Annotated in this window: 13 protein-coding genes; 7 read left to right on the top strand and 6 right to left on the bottom strand. The window is 73.0% G+C overall.

Annotated elements, in window-relative coordinates:
• The first annotated feature begins 6 nt into the window (after positions 1 to 6).
• Together OG715_RS40145 and OG715_RS40140 are read left to right on the top strand one after the other, a co-directional pair.
• Positions 7 to 576: a cupin domain-containing protein gene (locus OG715_RS40145; protein ID WP_266272265.1), complete on the top strand. Its 570-nt coding sequence runs from the start codon at positions 7 to 9 to the stop codon at positions 574 to 576.
• Between the two features lie 32 nt (positions 577 to 608).
• On the top strand, positions 609 to 1,076 hold the full coding sequence (locus OG715_RS40140) for a GNAT family N-acetyltransferase (protein WP_266272266.1): 468 nt from the start codon (positions 609 to 611) through the stop codon (positions 1,074 to 1,076).
• Positions 1,077 to 1,115: 39 nt separating this feature from the next.
• On the opposite strand, the gene OG715_RS40135 is transcribed toward OG715_RS40140, so the two are convergent.
• From OG715_RS40135 to OG715_RS40115, 5 genes are all read right to left on the bottom strand, one after another.
• Positions 1,116 to 2,087 (bottom strand): ROK family protein, encoded by a 972-nt coding sequence (locus OG715_RS40135; RefSeq protein WP_266272268.1) that lies wholly within the window; start codon positions 2,085 to 2,087, stop codon positions 1,116 to 1,118.
• A 95-nt stretch (positions 2,088 to 2,182) separates the two neighbouring features.
• The gene (locus OG715_RS40130) at positions 2,183 to 3,655 is read right to left on the bottom strand and encodes an APC family permease (protein WP_266272269.1); all 1,473 of its coding nucleotides are present in this window, start codon (positions 3,653 to 3,655) and stop codon (positions 2,183 to 2,185) included.
• 189 nt (positions 3,656 to 3,844) lie between these two features.
• Positions 3,845 to 4,714 (bottom strand): NAD(P)H-binding protein, encoded by an 870-nt coding sequence (locus tag OG715_RS40125; RefSeq protein ID WP_266272270.1) that lies wholly within the window; start codon positions 4,712 to 4,714, stop codon positions 3,845 to 3,847.
• Between the two features lie 193 nt (positions 4,715 to 4,907).
• Positions 4,908 to 5,243 (bottom strand): hypothetical protein, encoded by a 336-nt coding sequence (locus OG715_RS40120; RefSeq protein WP_266272271.1) that lies wholly within the window; start codon positions 5,241 to 5,243, stop codon positions 4,908 to 4,910.
• A gap of 169 nt (positions 5,244 to 5,412) precedes the next feature.
• On the bottom strand, positions 5,413 to 6,396 hold the full coding sequence (locus OG715_RS40115; protein WP_266272272.1) for an aldo/keto reductase: 984 nt from the start codon (positions 6,394 to 6,396) through the stop codon (positions 5,413 to 5,415).
• Between the two features lie 275 nt (positions 6,397 to 6,671).
• Here OG715_RS40115 and OG715_RS40110 point away from each other — a divergent pair, with 275 nt between their 5' ends.
• From OG715_RS40110 to OG715_RS40095, 4 genes are all read left to right on the top strand, one after another.
• Positions 6,672 to 8,732 carry a phosphocholine-specific phospholipase C gene (locus tag OG715_RS40110; protein WP_266272273.1) on the top strand — a complete coding sequence of 687 codons (2,061 nt, stop codon included), beginning with the start codon at positions 6,672 to 6,674 and terminating at the stop codon, positions 8,730 to 8,732.
• Between the two features lie 168 nt (positions 8,733 to 8,900).
• Positions 8,901 to 9,638 (top strand): DUF2278 family protein, encoded by a 738-nt coding sequence (locus OG715_RS40105; protein ID WP_266272274.1) that lies wholly within the window; start codon positions 8,901 to 8,903, stop codon positions 9,636 to 9,638.
• Between the two features lie 188 nt (positions 9,639 to 9,826).
• Positions 9,827 to 10,768 carry a hypothetical protein gene (locus tag OG715_RS40100; protein WP_266272275.1) on the top strand — a complete coding sequence of 314 codons (942 nt, stop codon included), beginning with the start codon at positions 9,827 to 9,829 and terminating at the stop codon, positions 10,766 to 10,768.
• Between the two features lie 147 nt (positions 10,769 to 10,915).
• Positions 10,916 to 11,338: a TOBE domain-containing protein gene (locus OG715_RS40095; RefSeq protein WP_266272277.1), complete on the top strand. Its 423-nt coding sequence runs from the start codon at positions 10,916 to 10,918 to the stop codon at positions 11,336 to 11,338.
• Positions 11,339 to 11,435: 97 nt separating this feature from the next.
• On the opposite strand, the gene OG715_RS40090 is transcribed toward OG715_RS40095, so the two are convergent.
• The gene (locus OG715_RS40090; protein WP_266272279.1) at positions 11,436 to 13,127 is read right to left on the bottom strand and encodes a carbohydrate binding domain-containing protein; all 1,692 of its coding nucleotides are present in this window, start codon (positions 13,125 to 13,127) and stop codon (positions 11,436 to 11,438) included.
• 805 nt (positions 13,128 to 13,932) lie between these two features.
• Between OG715_RS40090 and OG715_RS40085 the strand changes: the two genes are divergently transcribed.
• Positions 13,933 to 15,903 carry an ABC transporter ATP-binding protein gene (locus OG715_RS40085; protein WP_266272280.1) on the top strand — a complete coding sequence of 657 codons (1,971 nt, stop codon included), beginning with the start codon at positions 13,933 to 13,935 and terminating at the stop codon, positions 15,901 to 15,903.
• The last annotated feature ends 98 nt before the right edge of the window (positions 15,904 to 16,001 follow it).

Here is a 16,001-nt window from a genome sequence, read left to right as displayed (position 1 = left end):
CGGGGCATGACCGAAACACCGAACGCCGACACACCCACCACCGACTCCGCCGTGCCCGCCGCAACGGCGGCACCGGACGCACCGGCCGCACCGGCCGCACCGGCCGCACCCACTGTGTCCGTGGTCGGCCCGGGCGACGGCGAGACCGTCCTGCTCGGCACCACCCGGATGCGGATCCTGGAGGACGGCGGCACCACCGGGCACCGCCTGGGCATCGCCGAGTCCGTCATCGCCCCGCACACACCGGGTCCGCCGCAGCACCGCCACGCCGGGCACGACGAGGGCTTCTACATCGTCTCCGGCTCGGTGCGGTTCACCGTCGGGGACGAGGAGCACGACGCGGTCGCGGGCACCCTGGTCGTCGTCCCGCCGGGGGCACCGCACACCTTCGCCAACGTCCGCGACGAACCGGCCGTCATGCTCAGCACCTTCACCCCCGACCCGTACGTCCGGTACTTCCGGGAACTGCGGGACCTCCACGCCGGCAGCGAGGCCGTGACGCCCGAGGCGCAGCTCCGGCTGATGCGCCGCTACGCCACCGAACCCGCCGGGGCTCCCGCCCCGGGGCCGTCCTGACCGGCGCCGCCGGGTACTGCCACGATGCGTCCATGGACATCCAGAACTCCGGCGGGATCCTGGTGCGCACCGCCGCGCCTTCGGACTGGACCGCGATCGCGGGCCTCGACACGGTCGCGGCGGCGGGTGACCCGGCCCGGCGCGCCGCCGTCCGGCGATGGTGCGAGGAGGGGCTCGTGCTGGTGGCCGAGGACCCGTCGGGGCCGCTGGGCTACGGCGTGCTGGAGTACACCTTCTTCGAACAGGGCTTCGTGACCATGCTGATGGTCGGGAGCGGCGCCCGCCGACGCGGTGTCGGATCGCTCCTGCTCGGAGCCGCGGGGGCGGCCTGCACCGCACCGAAGCTGTTCACCTCGACGAACGTCTCCAACCTGCCGATGCAGCGGCTGCTCCAGCGTGAGGAGTGGCAGGCGGTCGGATTGCTGCACGGGTTGGACGACGGTGATCCCGAGCTCTTCTTCCGCTGCCCGCCGGACCGGACCGGGACCGGCGGCCACTGACCGGCGGCACGCGGCGCACCCACCCCGCTCGCACCGGGCTCAACGACCCGCCGGGACGCACCGGTGGTCCAGGGCCAGGGTGATCGCCCCGTGGAGGGAGGCGTCGGCGGTGAAACGCGCCGGGAGGACGGTCGGCGGGAAGGGCACGGCGCGGTCCAGCCGCTCGCTGAGGGCGGGCAGGATCACCGCTCCGGCCGCCATCATTCCGCCGCCGACCACGACCCGCTCCGGGTCCAGCAGCACCGCGATGTTGGCGACGGCCGTCGCGAGCGTGTCGAGCACCTCGCGGGCGATCCGCCGGGCGGCCGGGTCGGGGCTGGTGAACAGGCGGTCGGCGGTGAGTGCCTCGCCCAGTTCGGCGGCGCTGCGCTCGGCGAGGGCCTTGCCGCCGACCAGTTCCTCCAGCGGGGCGTGCCCGTCGGCGAATGTCGCGACGGGCGCACCGGACGGTCGGCCGGGGTCCAGGTAGGCGATCTCGCCGGCCGCCCGGTGCGCGCCGTCCAGCACCCGCCCGCCGACGGTGAGCGCGGCGGCCACGCCGGTGCCGAGGCTGAGGTAGACACCGGGGTCGGCGCCGCGCAGGGCGCCGCGGCGCAGCTCCGCGAGGGCTCCGGCGCGGACGTCGTTGGCCACCGCCACGCCGTCCACGCCGAGTTCGAGCGCCAGGCGGTCGGCGAGGGCGAGGTTCTCCCAGCCGGGCAGGTTCGGGGTGAGCAGGATCCGGTCCGGCCGGACGACACCCGGACTGACCGCGGCGTGGGCGACCACCGGCAGGCCGAGCCCGGACCGGGCGTACTCGGCGAGTTCGCGGACCGCCGCACCGGCGCGGGCGAGGACCCGGTCGGGCCCCTGCTCGGGTCGGGTGGCGAAGCGGATCCGCCGCACGGGGGTGCCGTCGGGGTCGGCGAGCGCGACCTCGGTCTTGGTGCCACCGAAGTCGATACCGATGACGGCGCCGTCGGGGCGGGAACGGGAACGAGGGAACGGGTCCGGGGCGGGGTCGGTGCTCAAGAGGGTGTCCTCGGGTGGTGGCCGGACGGCGGGCGGGAGGCGGTGCGGCGCCACCCGCCCGCCGCCCGGCGGTCGGGGGTGAACGGTCCGAGCGGCTAACGGGTCCGCGCGGCCTCCGCCTCGTCGGTCCGGGCGTCCAGGAACTCCTCGCGGATCTCCTTCGGCCCGAACGGCCAGGCGCCCTCGGCCCTGGACCAGACCAGGAAGGCGACGCAGCCGAGGGCGACCCAGGCCAGCGACCATTCGACGGGGTGGACCCCGGGGTTGGCCTTGTCCGCGTAGCCGTAGATGATCGTCCAGCCGATCGCCGCGACGACGGCCGGCAGCGGGTACAGCAGCATCCGGTACGGGCGCGCGAGGTCGGGCTGCCGTCTGCGGAGCACGATCACGGCGGCGATCTGGGCGAGCGCCTGCACGATCACCATGACGCTGGTGAGCAGGGTGATCAGGACGGTCAGCGGCGGGTGTGCGGCGACGTTGCCGATGTGCCGGGCGAACAGGAAGCCGCCGGCGGTGATCGCGCCCATCGAGAGCAGGCCGACGACCGGGAAGCCGTGCTCGGGGTGGAGCCGGCCGAAGGCGCGGAAGAACATCCCGTCGCGGGCCGCGTCGTAGGGGACGCGGGAGCCGCCGAGCAGACCGACGCAGACGGAGGCGAAGGCGGTGATCAGGATGAGGACGGTCACCGTGTCGGCGGCGCCCTTGCCCCAGGTCTGTTCCAGGACCGCGGAGGCGACGGACCTGGAGGCGACGCTGTCGGGGTCGAGCATGTCCTGCCAGGGGATCACGCCGAGGACGCCGATCTGCATCAGCAGGTAGATGCCCATGATGGCGACGATCGAGAGGATGATGGCGCGCGGCATGACCCGGCCCGGGTTCTTGATCTCGGCCCCGAGGTAGGAGGCGGTGTTGTAGCCGAGGTAGTCGTAGATCCCGATGGTCAGACCGGCGGCGAAGCCGATCCAGAACTGGCCGTGGGTCAGCTCGATGGCGTGGGCGGGCCAGGTGAAGGCCATCGACGGGTGGAAGTCGGTGAAGGAGGCGAGGATCACCGCGCCGACCGAGACGATCATCACGCCCCAGAGCACCACGGTGGCCCTGCCGATGTTCTCCACCTTGCGCCACAGCAGCAGCACCACCAGGGCGAGCACCGCGACGCCGACGACGTCGCCCTGCCCGGTCGTCATGCCCGGCCACAGGTAGGAGAGGTACTGCACCAGGCCCTGGACGCCGGTCGACATGATCAGCGGGATGAACAGCATCGCCGTCCACACGAACAGGAACGGCATCAGCCGCCCGCTGCGGTACTGGAAGGCCTCGCGCAGGTAGACGTAGGTGCCGCCGGCGCCGGGGAGCGAGGCGCCGAGTTCGGCCCAGACCAGGCCGTCGGCGAGCGCGAGCAGCGCGCCCGCGATCCAGCCGACGACGGCCTGCGGCCCGCCGAAGGCGCCGACCATCAGCGGGATGGTGACGAACGGGCCGATCCCGCACATCTGGCTCATATTGATCGTGGTGGCCTGGAAGAGGCCGATTCTGCGGGTGAAGCCTGCGGACAAGGGGGGCTCCATGAGGTGGGGGACGGAGCGGAGGAGAGGCGGCGCGGGCATTAAGTTAAGGAACATTACTTTTACCGTCAAGGGTGTGCGCACATCTCCTCACCCCGCGCTCCGGCCACCCGCCCGGAACAGCACGGTGCCCGGCCGCCCCCGAAGGGACGACCGGGCACCGGACCCGACCCCGGCGGCGCGCCGGACCGGTCATACCTGACGAACCATCAACTCCCTTACAGCGACCTCACGGAAGCCGCTCGGCGGGCGACCGGTGAGGCGCAGGACGGTGTCGGTGGTGCGGTCCTCGGCACCCTCGGCGATGGTGCGGTCCAGGTCCGCCAGCAGCGCGGCGAACCGGGCGGGCATCCGCTCCGCCAGGACGGCGGTCAGCTCCACCGGCGTCAGGTGCCGGTGCACCACGGGACGGCCCAGGACCTCCCCGGCGATCCGGGCGATGTCGTCGTAGCCGAGGGCCTCCGGACCGGTCAGCACCAGCTCGCGGTTCGGCGCCGGGTCGTCGGTGAGGGCGTGCACGGCCACGGCCGCGATGTCCTCGGCGTCCACGAAGCCGACCCGCCCGCCGCCGGTCGCGGTCCGGACGACACCCTCACCCCGGATGCCGTCGGCGTGCAGGTGCGCGCCGGTGAAGTTCTGCATGAACCAGGACGGTCGCAGCACGGCCCACTCCGCGAACAGCCCGGGCAGCGCCTCGTGCACCGCGCCCACCGCCGGACCACCGCTGGGCACGGCCGAGGAACTCAGCAGGACGGCACGGCGCAGGCCCGCGGCCCGGGCCAGCCGGAGGAACGGCAGCATGACCGGCGCCGGGTCCGGCTCCCCCACCGGGGGCACGAGGTAGACGCGGTCGCAGCCGACGAGGGCCTCGGCGAAGGTGGCGCGGTCGTACCAGTCGAAGCGCACCGGTTCGGCGCCGGGGAGCGGGGTGGCCCGACGGGAGGCGGCCCTGACGGGGCGGCCGGCCGCGACCAGCCGGGCGACGGTCCGGCTGCCGGTCGTCCCGGTGGCGCCGACGACCAGGGTGGCGGCGGTCCCGGCGGCGGTCCCCCCGGCGGTCATCGGGCGCCCCCGGCGGCGAGGCCGGTGTTTTCGGGCATGGGTGTCACAGACGTCTCCCTCCGAGATGATCCGGACCGGTGGTCCGTTTCATTCCAGGAAGATACGGACCGCCGGTCCGGATCGCAAACGCCCGGATCGCCAAGGCCCGGACAGCCGACGCCCGGATCACAAGCAGCCGGACCGCAACGGCCGGTCAGCCCGCGCTGCGGCCGCTGACCAGGACGCGGTCGCCGAGGTGCTCGCTGTGGAAGCCGAGCTCGGCCAGCAGTGCGGCGACGCGGAGGGTGGCCTGGAAGTGCCGCGAGCGGACAGCGGCACCACCCTGCAGACGAGCACCGTCGATCCCGGCCGCACCGGACGCCTCCGACGCCGCGCCCCGGGGCGCGGCCTGCCAGGAGACGATCACGCCGTGGACCCCGTCGGAGACCGTGGCACCACCGGTCCCGAGCACCGCGTCGGCCAGCGGGAGCCCCGCCGCGCGCAGCGTGGCGGTGACCGAGCCAAGGAGAGCGCGATGATCAGACAGCATGCAAACCAGTCTAATTACCAAATGACAGATTAACTCCAGCTGAACGACCGATTTGGGCCTCAAGGGTGACAGCACCGACAAGCCGGGCACCGAACCCCGACAGGATCCGGGCATCAGAAGAAGCGGCGGACGGCCACCCGGCCGTCCGCCGCCTCCGACTGCCGCACGCCTACCAGCGGTCGTGCACCAGCGGGCGGATCCGCGCGTCGTAGAGCTCGCGAACGGCGGCCAGCGTGCCGTCCGGCAGCGGCGGGAGCCCGGCGGCGGCCGCGTTGGCGACCGCCTGCTCGGGATTGCGGGCGCCGGGGATGACGGCGGTGACACCCGGCTGCTGGACGACCCAGCGCAGCGCCGTCTGCGCCGCCGTCGCACCGGTGGGGGCGAGCCCGGCGAACGCGGCGGCCGCCTCGACACCGGTCGCGAAGTCGACACCGGAGAAGGTCTCGCCCTGGTCGAAGGCCTCGCCGTGGCGGTTGTACGTGCGGTGGTCGTCCGCGGCGAACCTGGTCCGCGCGGTGTACCGGCCCGACAGGAGGCCGGAGGCCAGCGGCACCCGGGCCAGGATGCCGACCCCGGCCGCGGCGGCCGCCGGCAGTACCTGCTCCAGCGGCTTCAGCCGGAACGCGTTGAGGATGATCTGCACACTGGCCACCCCGGGGCGGGCGATCGCGGTCAGCGCCTCGGCGCAGGTCTCCACACTGACCCCGTACGCGGCGATGCGCTGTTCCGCGACCAGGGTGTCGAGCGCGTCGTACACCTCGTCACTGGAGTACACGGGTGTCGGCGGGCAGTGCAGCTGCACCAGGTCGAGCCGCTCGACGCCCAGATTGCTCCGCGAACGGTCCGACCAAGCCCGGAAGTTGGCGAGATTGTAGTGTTCCGGCCGCTGCTCGGCCCGGCGGCCGAACTTGGTGGCGACGAACACCTCCGCGTCCGGACGACCCTTCAGGTAGCGGCCGATCAGCTGCTCGCTGCGCCCGTCGCCGTAGACGTCGGCGGTGTCGAAGAGGGTGACGCCGGCTTCGACGGAGGCGTCCAGCACCGCCAGGGCGTCCTCCTCCCGGACGTCGCCCCAGTCGGCACCGAGCTGCCAGGTGCCGAGCCCCACGACCGAGACAGATCGGCCGGTTCGTCCCAAAACGCGCTGTTCCATGGGCCGACCCTCTCACATAACCGCAGGTCCGCCGCGCAATCGCGGCCACCCCGGGAACACTCCCCGACCCCGGTCGCACCGTGACGCCCGTCACAACCGGCGCACGGCCCCTGCCGCACTCCCCCGAGGGCGCCACAGGATGTCCATACAAGTCGAGGCGTTCTTCTGACGTACAGCAACCGGACACCGGCGGTCGGCCCGCACGTACCCCGTAGCCGCTGTCCTCTTCAGGCACCGTTCCTCCACCCCCCATGACAGGCAGAGGTCTCCCACCCATGGCTGAGCCGAACCGGCGCCGTTTCCTCCAACTGGCGGGCGCCACCGCCGCGTTCTCGTCGCTGTCGCAGAGCATCGCGCGTGCCGCCGCGATCGCCCCGGCCGGCGCTACCGGGACTCTCCAGGACGTCGAGCACATCGTCGTACTGATGCAGGAGAACCGTTCGTTCGACCACTACTTCGGCGCGATGAAGGGCGTGCGCGGCTTCGGCGACCCGCGCCCCGTCACCCTGCCGAGCGGAAAGCCGGTCTGGTACCAGACGGACTCCGCCCGCAAGGAGATCCTCCCGTTCCGCCCGCAGGTGAACAACCTGGGTATGCAGTTCGTCCAGGACCTCAACCACGACTGGGCCGGCGGCCACAAGGCGTTCAACAGCGGCAAGTACGACCAGTGGGTGCCGGCCAAGACCGCCACCACGATGGCCTATCTGACCCGCCAGGACATCCCGTTCCACTACGCGCTCGCCGACGCGTTCACCCTCTGCGACGCCTACCACTGCTCGTTCATCGGCTCCACCGACCCGAACCGCTACTACATGTGGACGGGCCACACCGGCAACGACGGCACCGGCGGCGGCCCGGTGCTCGGCAACCAGGAGGCCGGGTACGGCTGGACCACCTACCCCGAGCGACTGGAGCAGGCCGGCGTCTCCTGGAAGATCTACCAGGACATCGGCGACGGCCTGGACGCCGCCGGCTCCTGGGGCTGGATCAACGACCCCTACCGCGGCAACTACGGCGACAACTCGCTGCTGTACTTCAACAACTACCGCAACGCCAAGCCGGGCAGCCCGCTGTACGACAAGGCCCGCACCGGCACCAACGCCAAGGCGGGCGACGGCCTGTTCGACCTCCTGCGGCGCGACGTGCAGGCCGGCACGCTCCCGAAGATCTCCTGGATCGCCGCCCCCGAGGCCTTCACCGAGCACCCCAACTGGCCCGCCAACTACGGCGCCTGGTACATCTCGCAGGTCCTGGACGCGCTCACCTCCAACCCCGAGGTGTGGGCCCGGACGGCGCTGTTCATCACCTACGACGAGAACGACGGCTTCTTCGACCACGTGGTGCCGCCGTTCCCGCCCTCCTCCGCCTCCCAGGGCCTGTCGACCGTCGCCACCGGTGCGGACTACTACGGCGGCAGCGTCGGTTACGGCGCCGGCGCCTACGGCCTGGGCCAGCGGGTGCCGATGCTGGTCGTCTCGCCCTGGAGCACCGGCGGCTACACCTGTTCGGAGACCTTCGACCACACCTCGATCATCCGCTTCATGGAGCGCCGCTTCGGCGTGCTGGAGCCCAACATCTCGCCCTGGCGGCGCGCGATCTGCGGCGACCTCACCACCGCCTTCGACTTCACCGCCTCCAACCCGGCGCCGGCCGCCCTGCCGTCCACCGCCGGCTACCGCCCGCAGGACGCCAACCGGCACCCGGACTACGTGCCCGCCCCGCCCGCCGTCGGCACCATGCCGAAGCAGGAGGCCGGCACCAAGCCCACCCGTCCGCTCAAGTACGCGCCGTACGTGGACGGTTCGGCCGACATCTCGACCGGCAAGTACCGGCTGACCTTCAGCGGCGGGGCGGCGGCGGGCGCACAGTTCCTGGTCACCTCGCCCAACCGCACCGACGGCCCGTGGACCTACACCGCGGAGGCGGGCAAGAACCTCTCCGACGCCTGGAACACCACCTACTCCAAGGGCGTCACCGACCTCACCGTGCACGGCCCCAACGGCTTCCTGCGCCGCTTCCGCAACCCCGGCAAGACCGCCGGGCCCGAGGTCACCGCGCGCCACAACCCGACCACCGGCAACCTCGACCTCACCTTCACCAACCCGGCCGGCGCCGACGCCGTCCTCACCGTCGCCAACGCCTACGGCGGCACCCCGCAGACCGTCACCGTCCGCCGGGGCGCGACCGTCGGGTACACCGTCGACCTGCGCGGCTGCCGCAACTGGTACGACGTCACCGTCACCTCCTCCCTGACGGCCGACTTCGTCCGCCGCCTCGCCGGCCACGTCGAGACCGGCGCCCCCGGCCTCTCCGACCCGGGCCTCCTCACCTACTGAGCCCGCCCGGAGCCATCGGCCCCGACCCGACGGCTCCAACCCGACCGCTGTGCCCGGGCGCCCCGCGCTCCGGGGCGCCCGGGCACAGCGGTCCTCCGGGTCGGGGCCACCCTCGCGCGCCCGGCCGCGCCTGGGCGCGCACGCGCCCGCGGCGTGCGAACCTGGGCCATGCCCCTTCCCCTGTACGGCGTGGCCGTCGGCACCTTCCAGGACTTCTCGCGCGACCCCTCGCACGACTTCGGCCAGTGGTACCACGGCCATCTGACCCTCTCGACGGCCGTCGGCCCTTTCGAAGCCGCGCTCGACGTCGACGCGCCCGGCAGCGTCGGCGTCTCCTACCGGCTGGTGGACGGCCTGTACCGCTCCGACCTGGGCCCCCTCCAGCAGCTGACCGCCGACTTCCACCGGCTCGACTCGTCACCCGCCTCCGGCGCGCTGGACTACGCCCGCAGCCCGCTGCTCCGCGACCCCGACTGGCTGCGCACCCTCAGGAGGCTGGTGCTGGGGGTGGTCGCGCTGCTGCAGAAGCAGCCCGTCGGCGCGCCGGCGTTCGGCCCGACCGTGGTCGACCGACTGGTGGCGCTGCTCCACAAGCTCCCGAACCGCCCCGTAGCGGTGTACCCGTGGGTGGCCAGCAACGGCGACAACGCGCTCGACGTACTGGAGCCCCTGCTGCGCTCCGCCGACCGGATCTACGTCTTCGGCCAGCGCTTCACCACGGGCCTCGGCGTCCACGACGTGCACCTCAACCAGGGCGACCCGCTGGGCAGTCAGTGGTACGACACCGACGGCATCTGGCAGGACGGCGCCGTCGTCTGCGAGTTCGCGGACGGGCGGGTGGTCGTCTGGCAGATCAGGTTCAACACCCAGAGCCTGAACACCGACGGCACCGGCCACCCGCTCTGACCGTCCGGCTCCCGCTGGACGACGGGACCGGCGGGCCCGGTCGCAGGGCCCGCCGACCGCCCGGCGGGCCGCCCCTCACTGCGGCCGGGAACCCGGCGCTGCCCCGCACCGCGGGCCCGAAACCTTCGTGTGGGAGGATCCCGCCCGGATGATCGACATCGGGGGCGGTGGGGCACGTGCTGGTCTGGTTGGCGCGAGTGAGTGCGGTGGGCGCGTGGGCGGTCCTGTCCGTCGCGATCGTCTGGGCGTTCGGTCTGGGCGGCGGGACCCGCCAGCCGCTGACCACGATCGACACCCTCGGCCGGATCGGCATCGGCCTGCTCTGGCTGCGGGTGGCGGCACTGTGGGCGGCCAAGGCCGTCCGGATGTGGCACCGGCGCAGGCGCCGCCGGGTCTCCCTGTCCAAGGACCTCGCCCCGCTGCGGTTCCGGGTGCCGATGACCTTCGACGCGACCCCCTGGGTCTGGGTGCGCGTGGCCGCCGTCCTCCTGCTGCTGCCGTTCGCGGCCGCGCTCCCGTGCGCCCTGAACGAGATGGACGGCGGCGAGGACGCGCGCGCGATCAAGAACGCGGGCGCGGTGGTGGCCACCGCGACGGTGGTCGGGGTGACGAACGCCGAGGCGGTCGAGGACGCCGACGGCGTGCTGCACCACTACGACTCCGATCTGGAACTCGCCCTCCCCGACGGCAGCCGGATCACCGCCTGGGGCGCCGACACCTACGAGGAACCCCGCACCGACGTCCGGGTGCAGGTCCTGTGGGCCCCGTCGGCGCCCCAGCTGGGCCCCGTGGTGCGCACCTGGGACCTCTCCCGGCACGTCGACACCGGCACGACGCTCGGCGGCATGCGCCTCTTCCTGCTGCTGTTCCTCGGCGTGTTCTTCGTCTGCTTCGTGGTGCCGATCTCCGTCGCGGCGGAGGCGGACCAACTGCACGACCTGGCCTGGCGGCCCCTCGCCCAGACCGCCCTCCCCGCCCTGGCCACCCTCCTCTTCCTGTGGATCCGCCCACTGCTCACCGGCGTCGGCGTCGGCGGCCCCGAGTCGATCCTGCCCGCCGTCTACGGCGGCTTCGCGATCCCACTGCTGTTCCTGTACATCGGCCTGGCCCTCCGGGCGCTGGTCGACTGACCGGCCCCGGGCGCTTCTGCCAGGTGATCGCGGAGGTCGGCCCCGCAGCTGCGACGGGGCCCGCCCGGCGGTAGCGGTTTCCCCCTAGGGTCGGGCGTACCCGCAGGTGAAAGCCCTGCTCCCAGCGATCGTACGAGGTCCGCCACCATGAGCCTGAGCATTCGCAACCAGATCCCCGGCACCGTCACCTCCGTCACCTCGGGCGAGGCGATGGCCACGGTGAAGGCCCGGCTGGACGGCGGCCAGGAGGTCACCGCGGCCGTCACCGTCGACGCCGTCAAGGAGCTCGGACTCGCCGAGGGCAGCGCGGTGCAGGCGATGGTGAAGTCGACGGACGTGTCCCTGGCCACCGGCCCGGTCACCGGGCTGAGCATCCGCAACCGGATCCCCGGCACCGTCACCGGCATCACGGCCGGGGCCGCCATGGCCACGGTGAAGGTCGCCGTCGAGGGCGGCGGCGTCCTCACCGCGGCCGTCACCCGGGACGCCGTGACCGACCTGGGCCTGACCACCGGCTCCGCCGTGGTCGCGCTGATCAAGGCCACCGAGCTGTCCCTCGCCACCGTCTGACCCGGACGACGACGGGGCCCCGGGAGCATCCGATGCTCCCGGGGCCCTTGCCGTTCCCGGCCCGTCAGCGGTGCGTCAGCCGCGCGTCAGCGGGACATCAACGGCCCTGGAGGGACTTCGCGTTGTCGCCGAAGCTCCAGCCCTTCGAGCCGTCCCAGTTGATCGACCAGGTCATGAGCCCCTTCAGCGCGCCGCCGAAGGCGCCCCACGACTGGCTGACCAGGCCCGGCGCCATGTAGCCGCCGCCCGCGCCGGGCTGGGCCGGCAGACCGGGCACCTGCTTGTCGTAGGGCACCTTGATGGTGGTGCCCTGGATGGTCAGGCCGTTGTTCAGGCACTCGGTCTGCTTGGTGAAGCCCTGGACGGTACCGGCCTGGTAGGAGTCACCGGAGCAGCCGTACATGCTGCCGTTGTAGTACTGCATGTTCAGCCACCACAGGCGGCCGTTGTCCACGTACTTCTTGATGATCGGCAGGTAGGCGCCCCAGATCGAGCCGTAGGTGACGCTGCCGCCGGTGACGTACGCGGTCTCGGGGGCCATCGTCAGACCGAAGCCCGCGGGCATCTGGGCGAGCACGCCGTCGATGATGCGGATCAGGTTGGACTGGGAGGCGGACAGCGTGCCGATGCTGCCGCTGCCGGAGAGGCCGGTCTCGATGTCGATGTCGATGCCGTCGAAGTTGTACTTCTTCAGGATCGGGACGACGGTCGCGACGAACTTGTCCGCGACGGTGCTGGAGCCGAGGTCGATGCCCGCGGCGGCGCCGCCGATCGACATCAGCAGGGTCGCGCCGGCCGCCTTGGCCTGGCACATCTCGGCGGGCGTCGACACCTTGACGCCGGCGTCCATGCCGTCCTGCCACAGGACTGTGCCGTCGGAGAGGATCACCGGGAAGGCGGCGTTGATGACGTTGTAGCCGTGCGCGGCGATCCGGCTGTCGGTGATGGGGACCCAGCCCATGCCCGGGTGCACGCCGTTGGAGGCGCCGTCCCAGTTCTCCCAGTAGCCCTGGAGGACCTTGCCCGCGGGGCGGGGCTTGGTCGGGCAGGTGTCACCGGTCGGCGGCGTCGTGGGCGGCGTCGTCGGAGGAGTGGTGGTGGGCGGAGTGGTGGGAGGTGTCGTCGGCGGGGTGGTCGGCGGCGTCGTGGGCGGCGTCGTCGGAGGGGTGGTCGGCGGGGTGGTGGTGCCGCCGGGGCCGCTGAGCACCACGTCGTCCGCGTAGTACGCGGGCTGTCCGTACCAGCCGTGCAGGAAGACCGTCACCGAGGTGGTGCTCGGCCCGGTGCTGAAGCCGACGCTGAGCTGGCTGTAGGCGGCGCTGCTCGGCGTCCAGGTGGACTGGGCGCCGCTCAGGCCCGTGCCGGTGGCGCCCAGGTAGATGTAGCTGCCCTGGACGAAGGCGCTCAGTGTGTACTGCGAGTTGGGCTGCACGCTGACGGTCTGGGTGCACTGGGCGCTGTCCGAGCCGGCCGGCGTGGCCTTGAGCGCGGAGGAGCCGGCGTGCACCGGACTGGCGACGGCGGCGCCGGAGCCGCCGGAACACGTCCAGTCGGAGAGTCCGTTCTCGAAGCCGGGGTTGGCCAGCAGGTTGGGGACCGCCGCCCCGGCGGTGACATTGCCGGCCACGACGAGGCCGGCGCCGATCACGGCGGCGGCGCTGATCAGCGCGAGGGAGCGGTTCACCGCGCCCGGTCCGGTCCGGGCGCCGCCGGTCCGGTACGTCCGGGCTGCTCGTTCCAGGGTGGCCCGGGGCTGCGGATCCGGGGTGCGCGACCTTCGACGGAACATGCTGTGCTCCCTTCCCGCCGAGCGCCAGGGACGAAACCGACGCGTGGGGGCGTGACGCCCGGCTCTGGGTGAGGTGGGGGGACATGTGGGGCTGTGCCGGTCCGGATCGTAGGAGGGGCGGCCGAGCACGTCAATAGGTCTGGACCAATTGCGAGGGTCTGGACCAATTCGGGAGGCGGCCCGGCCCGTCCCGCGCGCCGGGGGATCCACCGGAGGCGCTCCCCGACCCGGGTCTCCGATCCGGGTCTCCGATCCGGGTTTCCGATGGGGCGCGCGGGAGTTGGCCGGATCGGTGGGCGCCACGAGCGGGAGGACCGACGGACCGTCAGTCCCGGCGGGGTTCGGTGGGAGCTGACGGGAGCCGGCGGGGCCGCAAACCGCCCCGGCGTCCGACCATCCGAACGAGTGAATCCGGCGACGGCCGCCCCGGCCCGCGGCCGCCCGCCCGACACGCCGTCCGCCCCCGGCGCGGGGAGGCTCCGGACCATCGGGGGCGTGCTCGAAAAGTCCCTGTTCGACCCGGGCTCGCCCGGACGGAAATCCGCTTGAACGGCGCGCTCGAACAGCACCATCATCGGACCCCACCCCGACCGTGACGGATTCGCCAACTCAGCTTTGTGACAAGCGAGTTGCGCTAGTTCGCCATGGCCGGACCAGGGTACTGACGCCCGTCCGCGCACCGCTCCGCGACTGGAGGCCCCGTGGCCTGTCCCCCCACCCCGGCGATCCACTTCCCGCCCGTCCCCGCGCCACCGCCCGTCCCCGCTCCCCTGCCCGCCCGCGCGCCGCGGAAGGAGGCGAACGCTTGAGCACCACGACGACCTCGGCCGGTACCACCGACGAGGAACTGCAGTGGCTCGCCGACGGGCGCCGGATCGAGGCGATCGAGGCGATCAGCGTCAGCGCGATGGCCCGCCGGCTGCCCGCGCTCGTCGTCCGCGCCTTCCGCCTCGGCTGGCGCATCGACCGCGCCTCCGTCGCCCTGCTCCTCACATGCCAGGCGGTGTCCGCCGTCCTCGGCGCGGCCGGCCTGTTCGCGACCACCGGGACGATCTCGGCCCTGTTCGGCCCCGGCCAGGTCGGCACCAAACTCACCCACGCCGCACCGTCGATCCTCGTGATCGCGGCGGCCGCGGGCGCCCGGTCCCTGCTGGGCATCACCATCCAGTCCATCACCATCCACCTCTCGCCGCGCATCTCCCGGGAGGCGGAGGCCTCGGTGCTGCGCGCCACCGTCGCCGCCGAACTGACCGCCTACGACCACGCCGGCTACAACGACGAACTGGAGGCCGCCGACCGGGGCGCCGAGGTCTGCGTGGACATCGTCGGCGAGGCGCAGAACCTGCTCGCCTCCCTCGCCTCCCTCCTCGGCGCCGCCGGCGTGCTGACCGTGCTCCACCCCGCGCTGCTCCCCCTGCTGGTGCTGGCCGCGCTGCCCCAGGGAATCGCGTCGGTGCACGCCGCCCGGGTGCAGTTCCTGGCCAACCGGGCCGCGATCGGTGACCGCCGGATCATGGCCAACCTGCGCTGGTACATCCACCTCAAGCGCAACGCCGACCAGGTCCGCTCCGACACCATGGGCGAGTTCCTGCTCAGCAAGTACGACCACGTCGGGCGGCGACTGGACGCCAACTCCCGGCAGGCGGCGCGGCGCAGCGCCCGGGTGTCGGTGGTCGGCGCCGCCGCCTCCGGGCTCGGGACGGCCCTGGTCTGGGCGGCGATGCTGTGGCTGGTCAGCAGCGGCCGGATGAGCCTGCCGCGCGGCGGCGCCGCGGTGTTCGCGCTGGCCGCCGTCGGCACCAGTCTGCGCGGCATCGTCGGCTACGGCGCCGATCTGTTCCGCACCGGCATGTACCTGGACGACTGGTCGAACTTCCTCGACACCGCCGGCGGCCACCGGCCCGAGCGCGGCACCGAAACACCCGGGGCACCCGAGCGGATCGCGGTGGAGGATCTCAGCTACGGCTACCCCGCCGCCGACCGCAAGGCGCTGGACGGGGTGAGCCTGCACGTCGAGCGCGGGGAGATCCTCGCCCTGGTCGGCGAGAACGGCTCCGGCAAGACCACCCTCTCCAAGCTCCTGGCCGGCCTCTACCTGCCCGACGCCGGAGCGGTGCGCTGGGACGGGCGCGACACCCGGGAGCTGGACCCCCACGCCCTGTGGCGCCAGGTCGCCGTGGTCCCGCAGGACTACGCGCGCTGGCCGATGACCTGCCGCGAGAACATCACGCTGGGCCAGCCCACGCCCGAGGGCGACGCGGCGGTGCTGCGCGCCGCCGACGCCTCCGGGGCCTCCGACGTCGTCGCCAAGCTCCGCCGGGGCCTGTCCACCCTGCTGGCGGTGGAGTGGATGGGCGGCGAGGAGCTGTCCGGCGGGCAGTGGCAGCGCCTGGCCATCGCCCGGGCCTTCCACCGCGAGGCCGGGCTGCTCGTCCTGGACGAGCCGACCGCCGCGCTCGACCCGCGTGCCGAGCACCGGATCTTCCAGAACCTGCGGGCCGTCGCCCGGGAGCGCGCGGTCGTCCTGGTCACCCACCGCCTGACCAACGTGGCCGTCGCCGACCGGATCGTGGTGCTGGAGAACGGCCGGGTCCTCCAGGAGGGGACCTTCGCCGAGCTGGTCGCCGACGGTTCCGGGCGGTTCAGGGAGCTGTGGGACCTGCAGAACGAACGCACCGGCCTGCCGGGCCAGCGGAGCCGGCCGCCCCAGGAGTCCGAGGTCCACGAGAACGGCGGGGAGGACGAGAAGGGCGAGGAGGCCGGGCACTCCGGGTAGCGGTGCGCCCGGTCCGGGGCGGCGGGGCCCGCCGCCCCGGACCGCTCGCGCACACCGTCGGCCCCGCCCCGCACCGGGAGTGGACCGGGCGCGGGCCG

The organism is Kitasatospora purpeofusca, from assembly GCF_036010405.1.
Classification (GTDB): Bacteria; Actinomycetota; Actinomycetes; order Streptomycetales; family Streptomycetaceae; genus Kitasatospora; species Kitasatospora purpeofusca.
The sequence above is the reverse complement of the archived record's forward strand: the minus strand, read 5'-3'. Positions and strand labels throughout refer to the sequence as shown.

What these genes read in the sequence shown, in the direction of transcription:
- OG715_RS40140 (WP_266272266.1), top strand. Translation starts at nt 609, where the DNA reads ATGGACATCCAGAACTCCGGCGGGATCCTGGTGCGCACCGCCGCGCCT.
- OG715_RS40120 (WP_266272271.1), bottom strand. Translation starts at nt 5,243, where the DNA reads ATGCTGTCTGATCATCGCGCTCTCCTTGGCTCGGTCACCGCCACGCTG.
- OG715_RS40095 (WP_266272277.1), top strand. Translation starts at nt 10,916, where the DNA reads ATGAGCCTGAGCATTCGCAACCAGATCCCCGGCACCGTCACCTCCGTC.
- OG715_RS40110 (WP_266272273.1), top strand. Translation starts at nt 6,672, where the DNA reads ATGGCTGAGCCGAACCGGCGCCGTTTCCTCCAACTGGCGGGCGCCACC.
- OG715_RS40105 (WP_266272274.1), top strand. Translation starts at nt 8,901, where the DNA reads ATGCCCCTTCCCCTGTACGGCGTGGCCGTCGGCACCTTCCAGGACTTC.
- OG715_RS40115 (WP_266272272.1), bottom strand. Translation starts at nt 6,396, where the DNA reads ATGGAACAGCGCGTTTTGGGACGAACCGGCCGATCTGTCTCGGTCGTG.
- OG715_RS40125 (WP_266272270.1), bottom strand. Translation starts at nt 4,714, where the DNA reads ATGACCGCCGGGGGGACCGCCGCCGGGACCGCCGCCACCCTGGTCGTC.
- OG715_RS40145 (WP_266272265.1), top strand. Translation starts at nt 7, where the DNA reads ATGACCGAAACACCGAACGCCGACACACCCACCACCGACTCCGCCGTG.
- OG715_RS40090 (WP_266272279.1), bottom strand. Translation starts at nt 13,127, where the DNA reads ATGTTCCGTCGAAGGTCGCGCACCCCGGATCCGCAGCCCCGGGCCACC.
- OG715_RS40130 (WP_266272269.1), bottom strand. Translation starts at nt 3,655, where the DNA reads ATGGAGCCCCCCTTGTCCGCAGGCTTCACCCGCAGAATCGGCCTCTTC.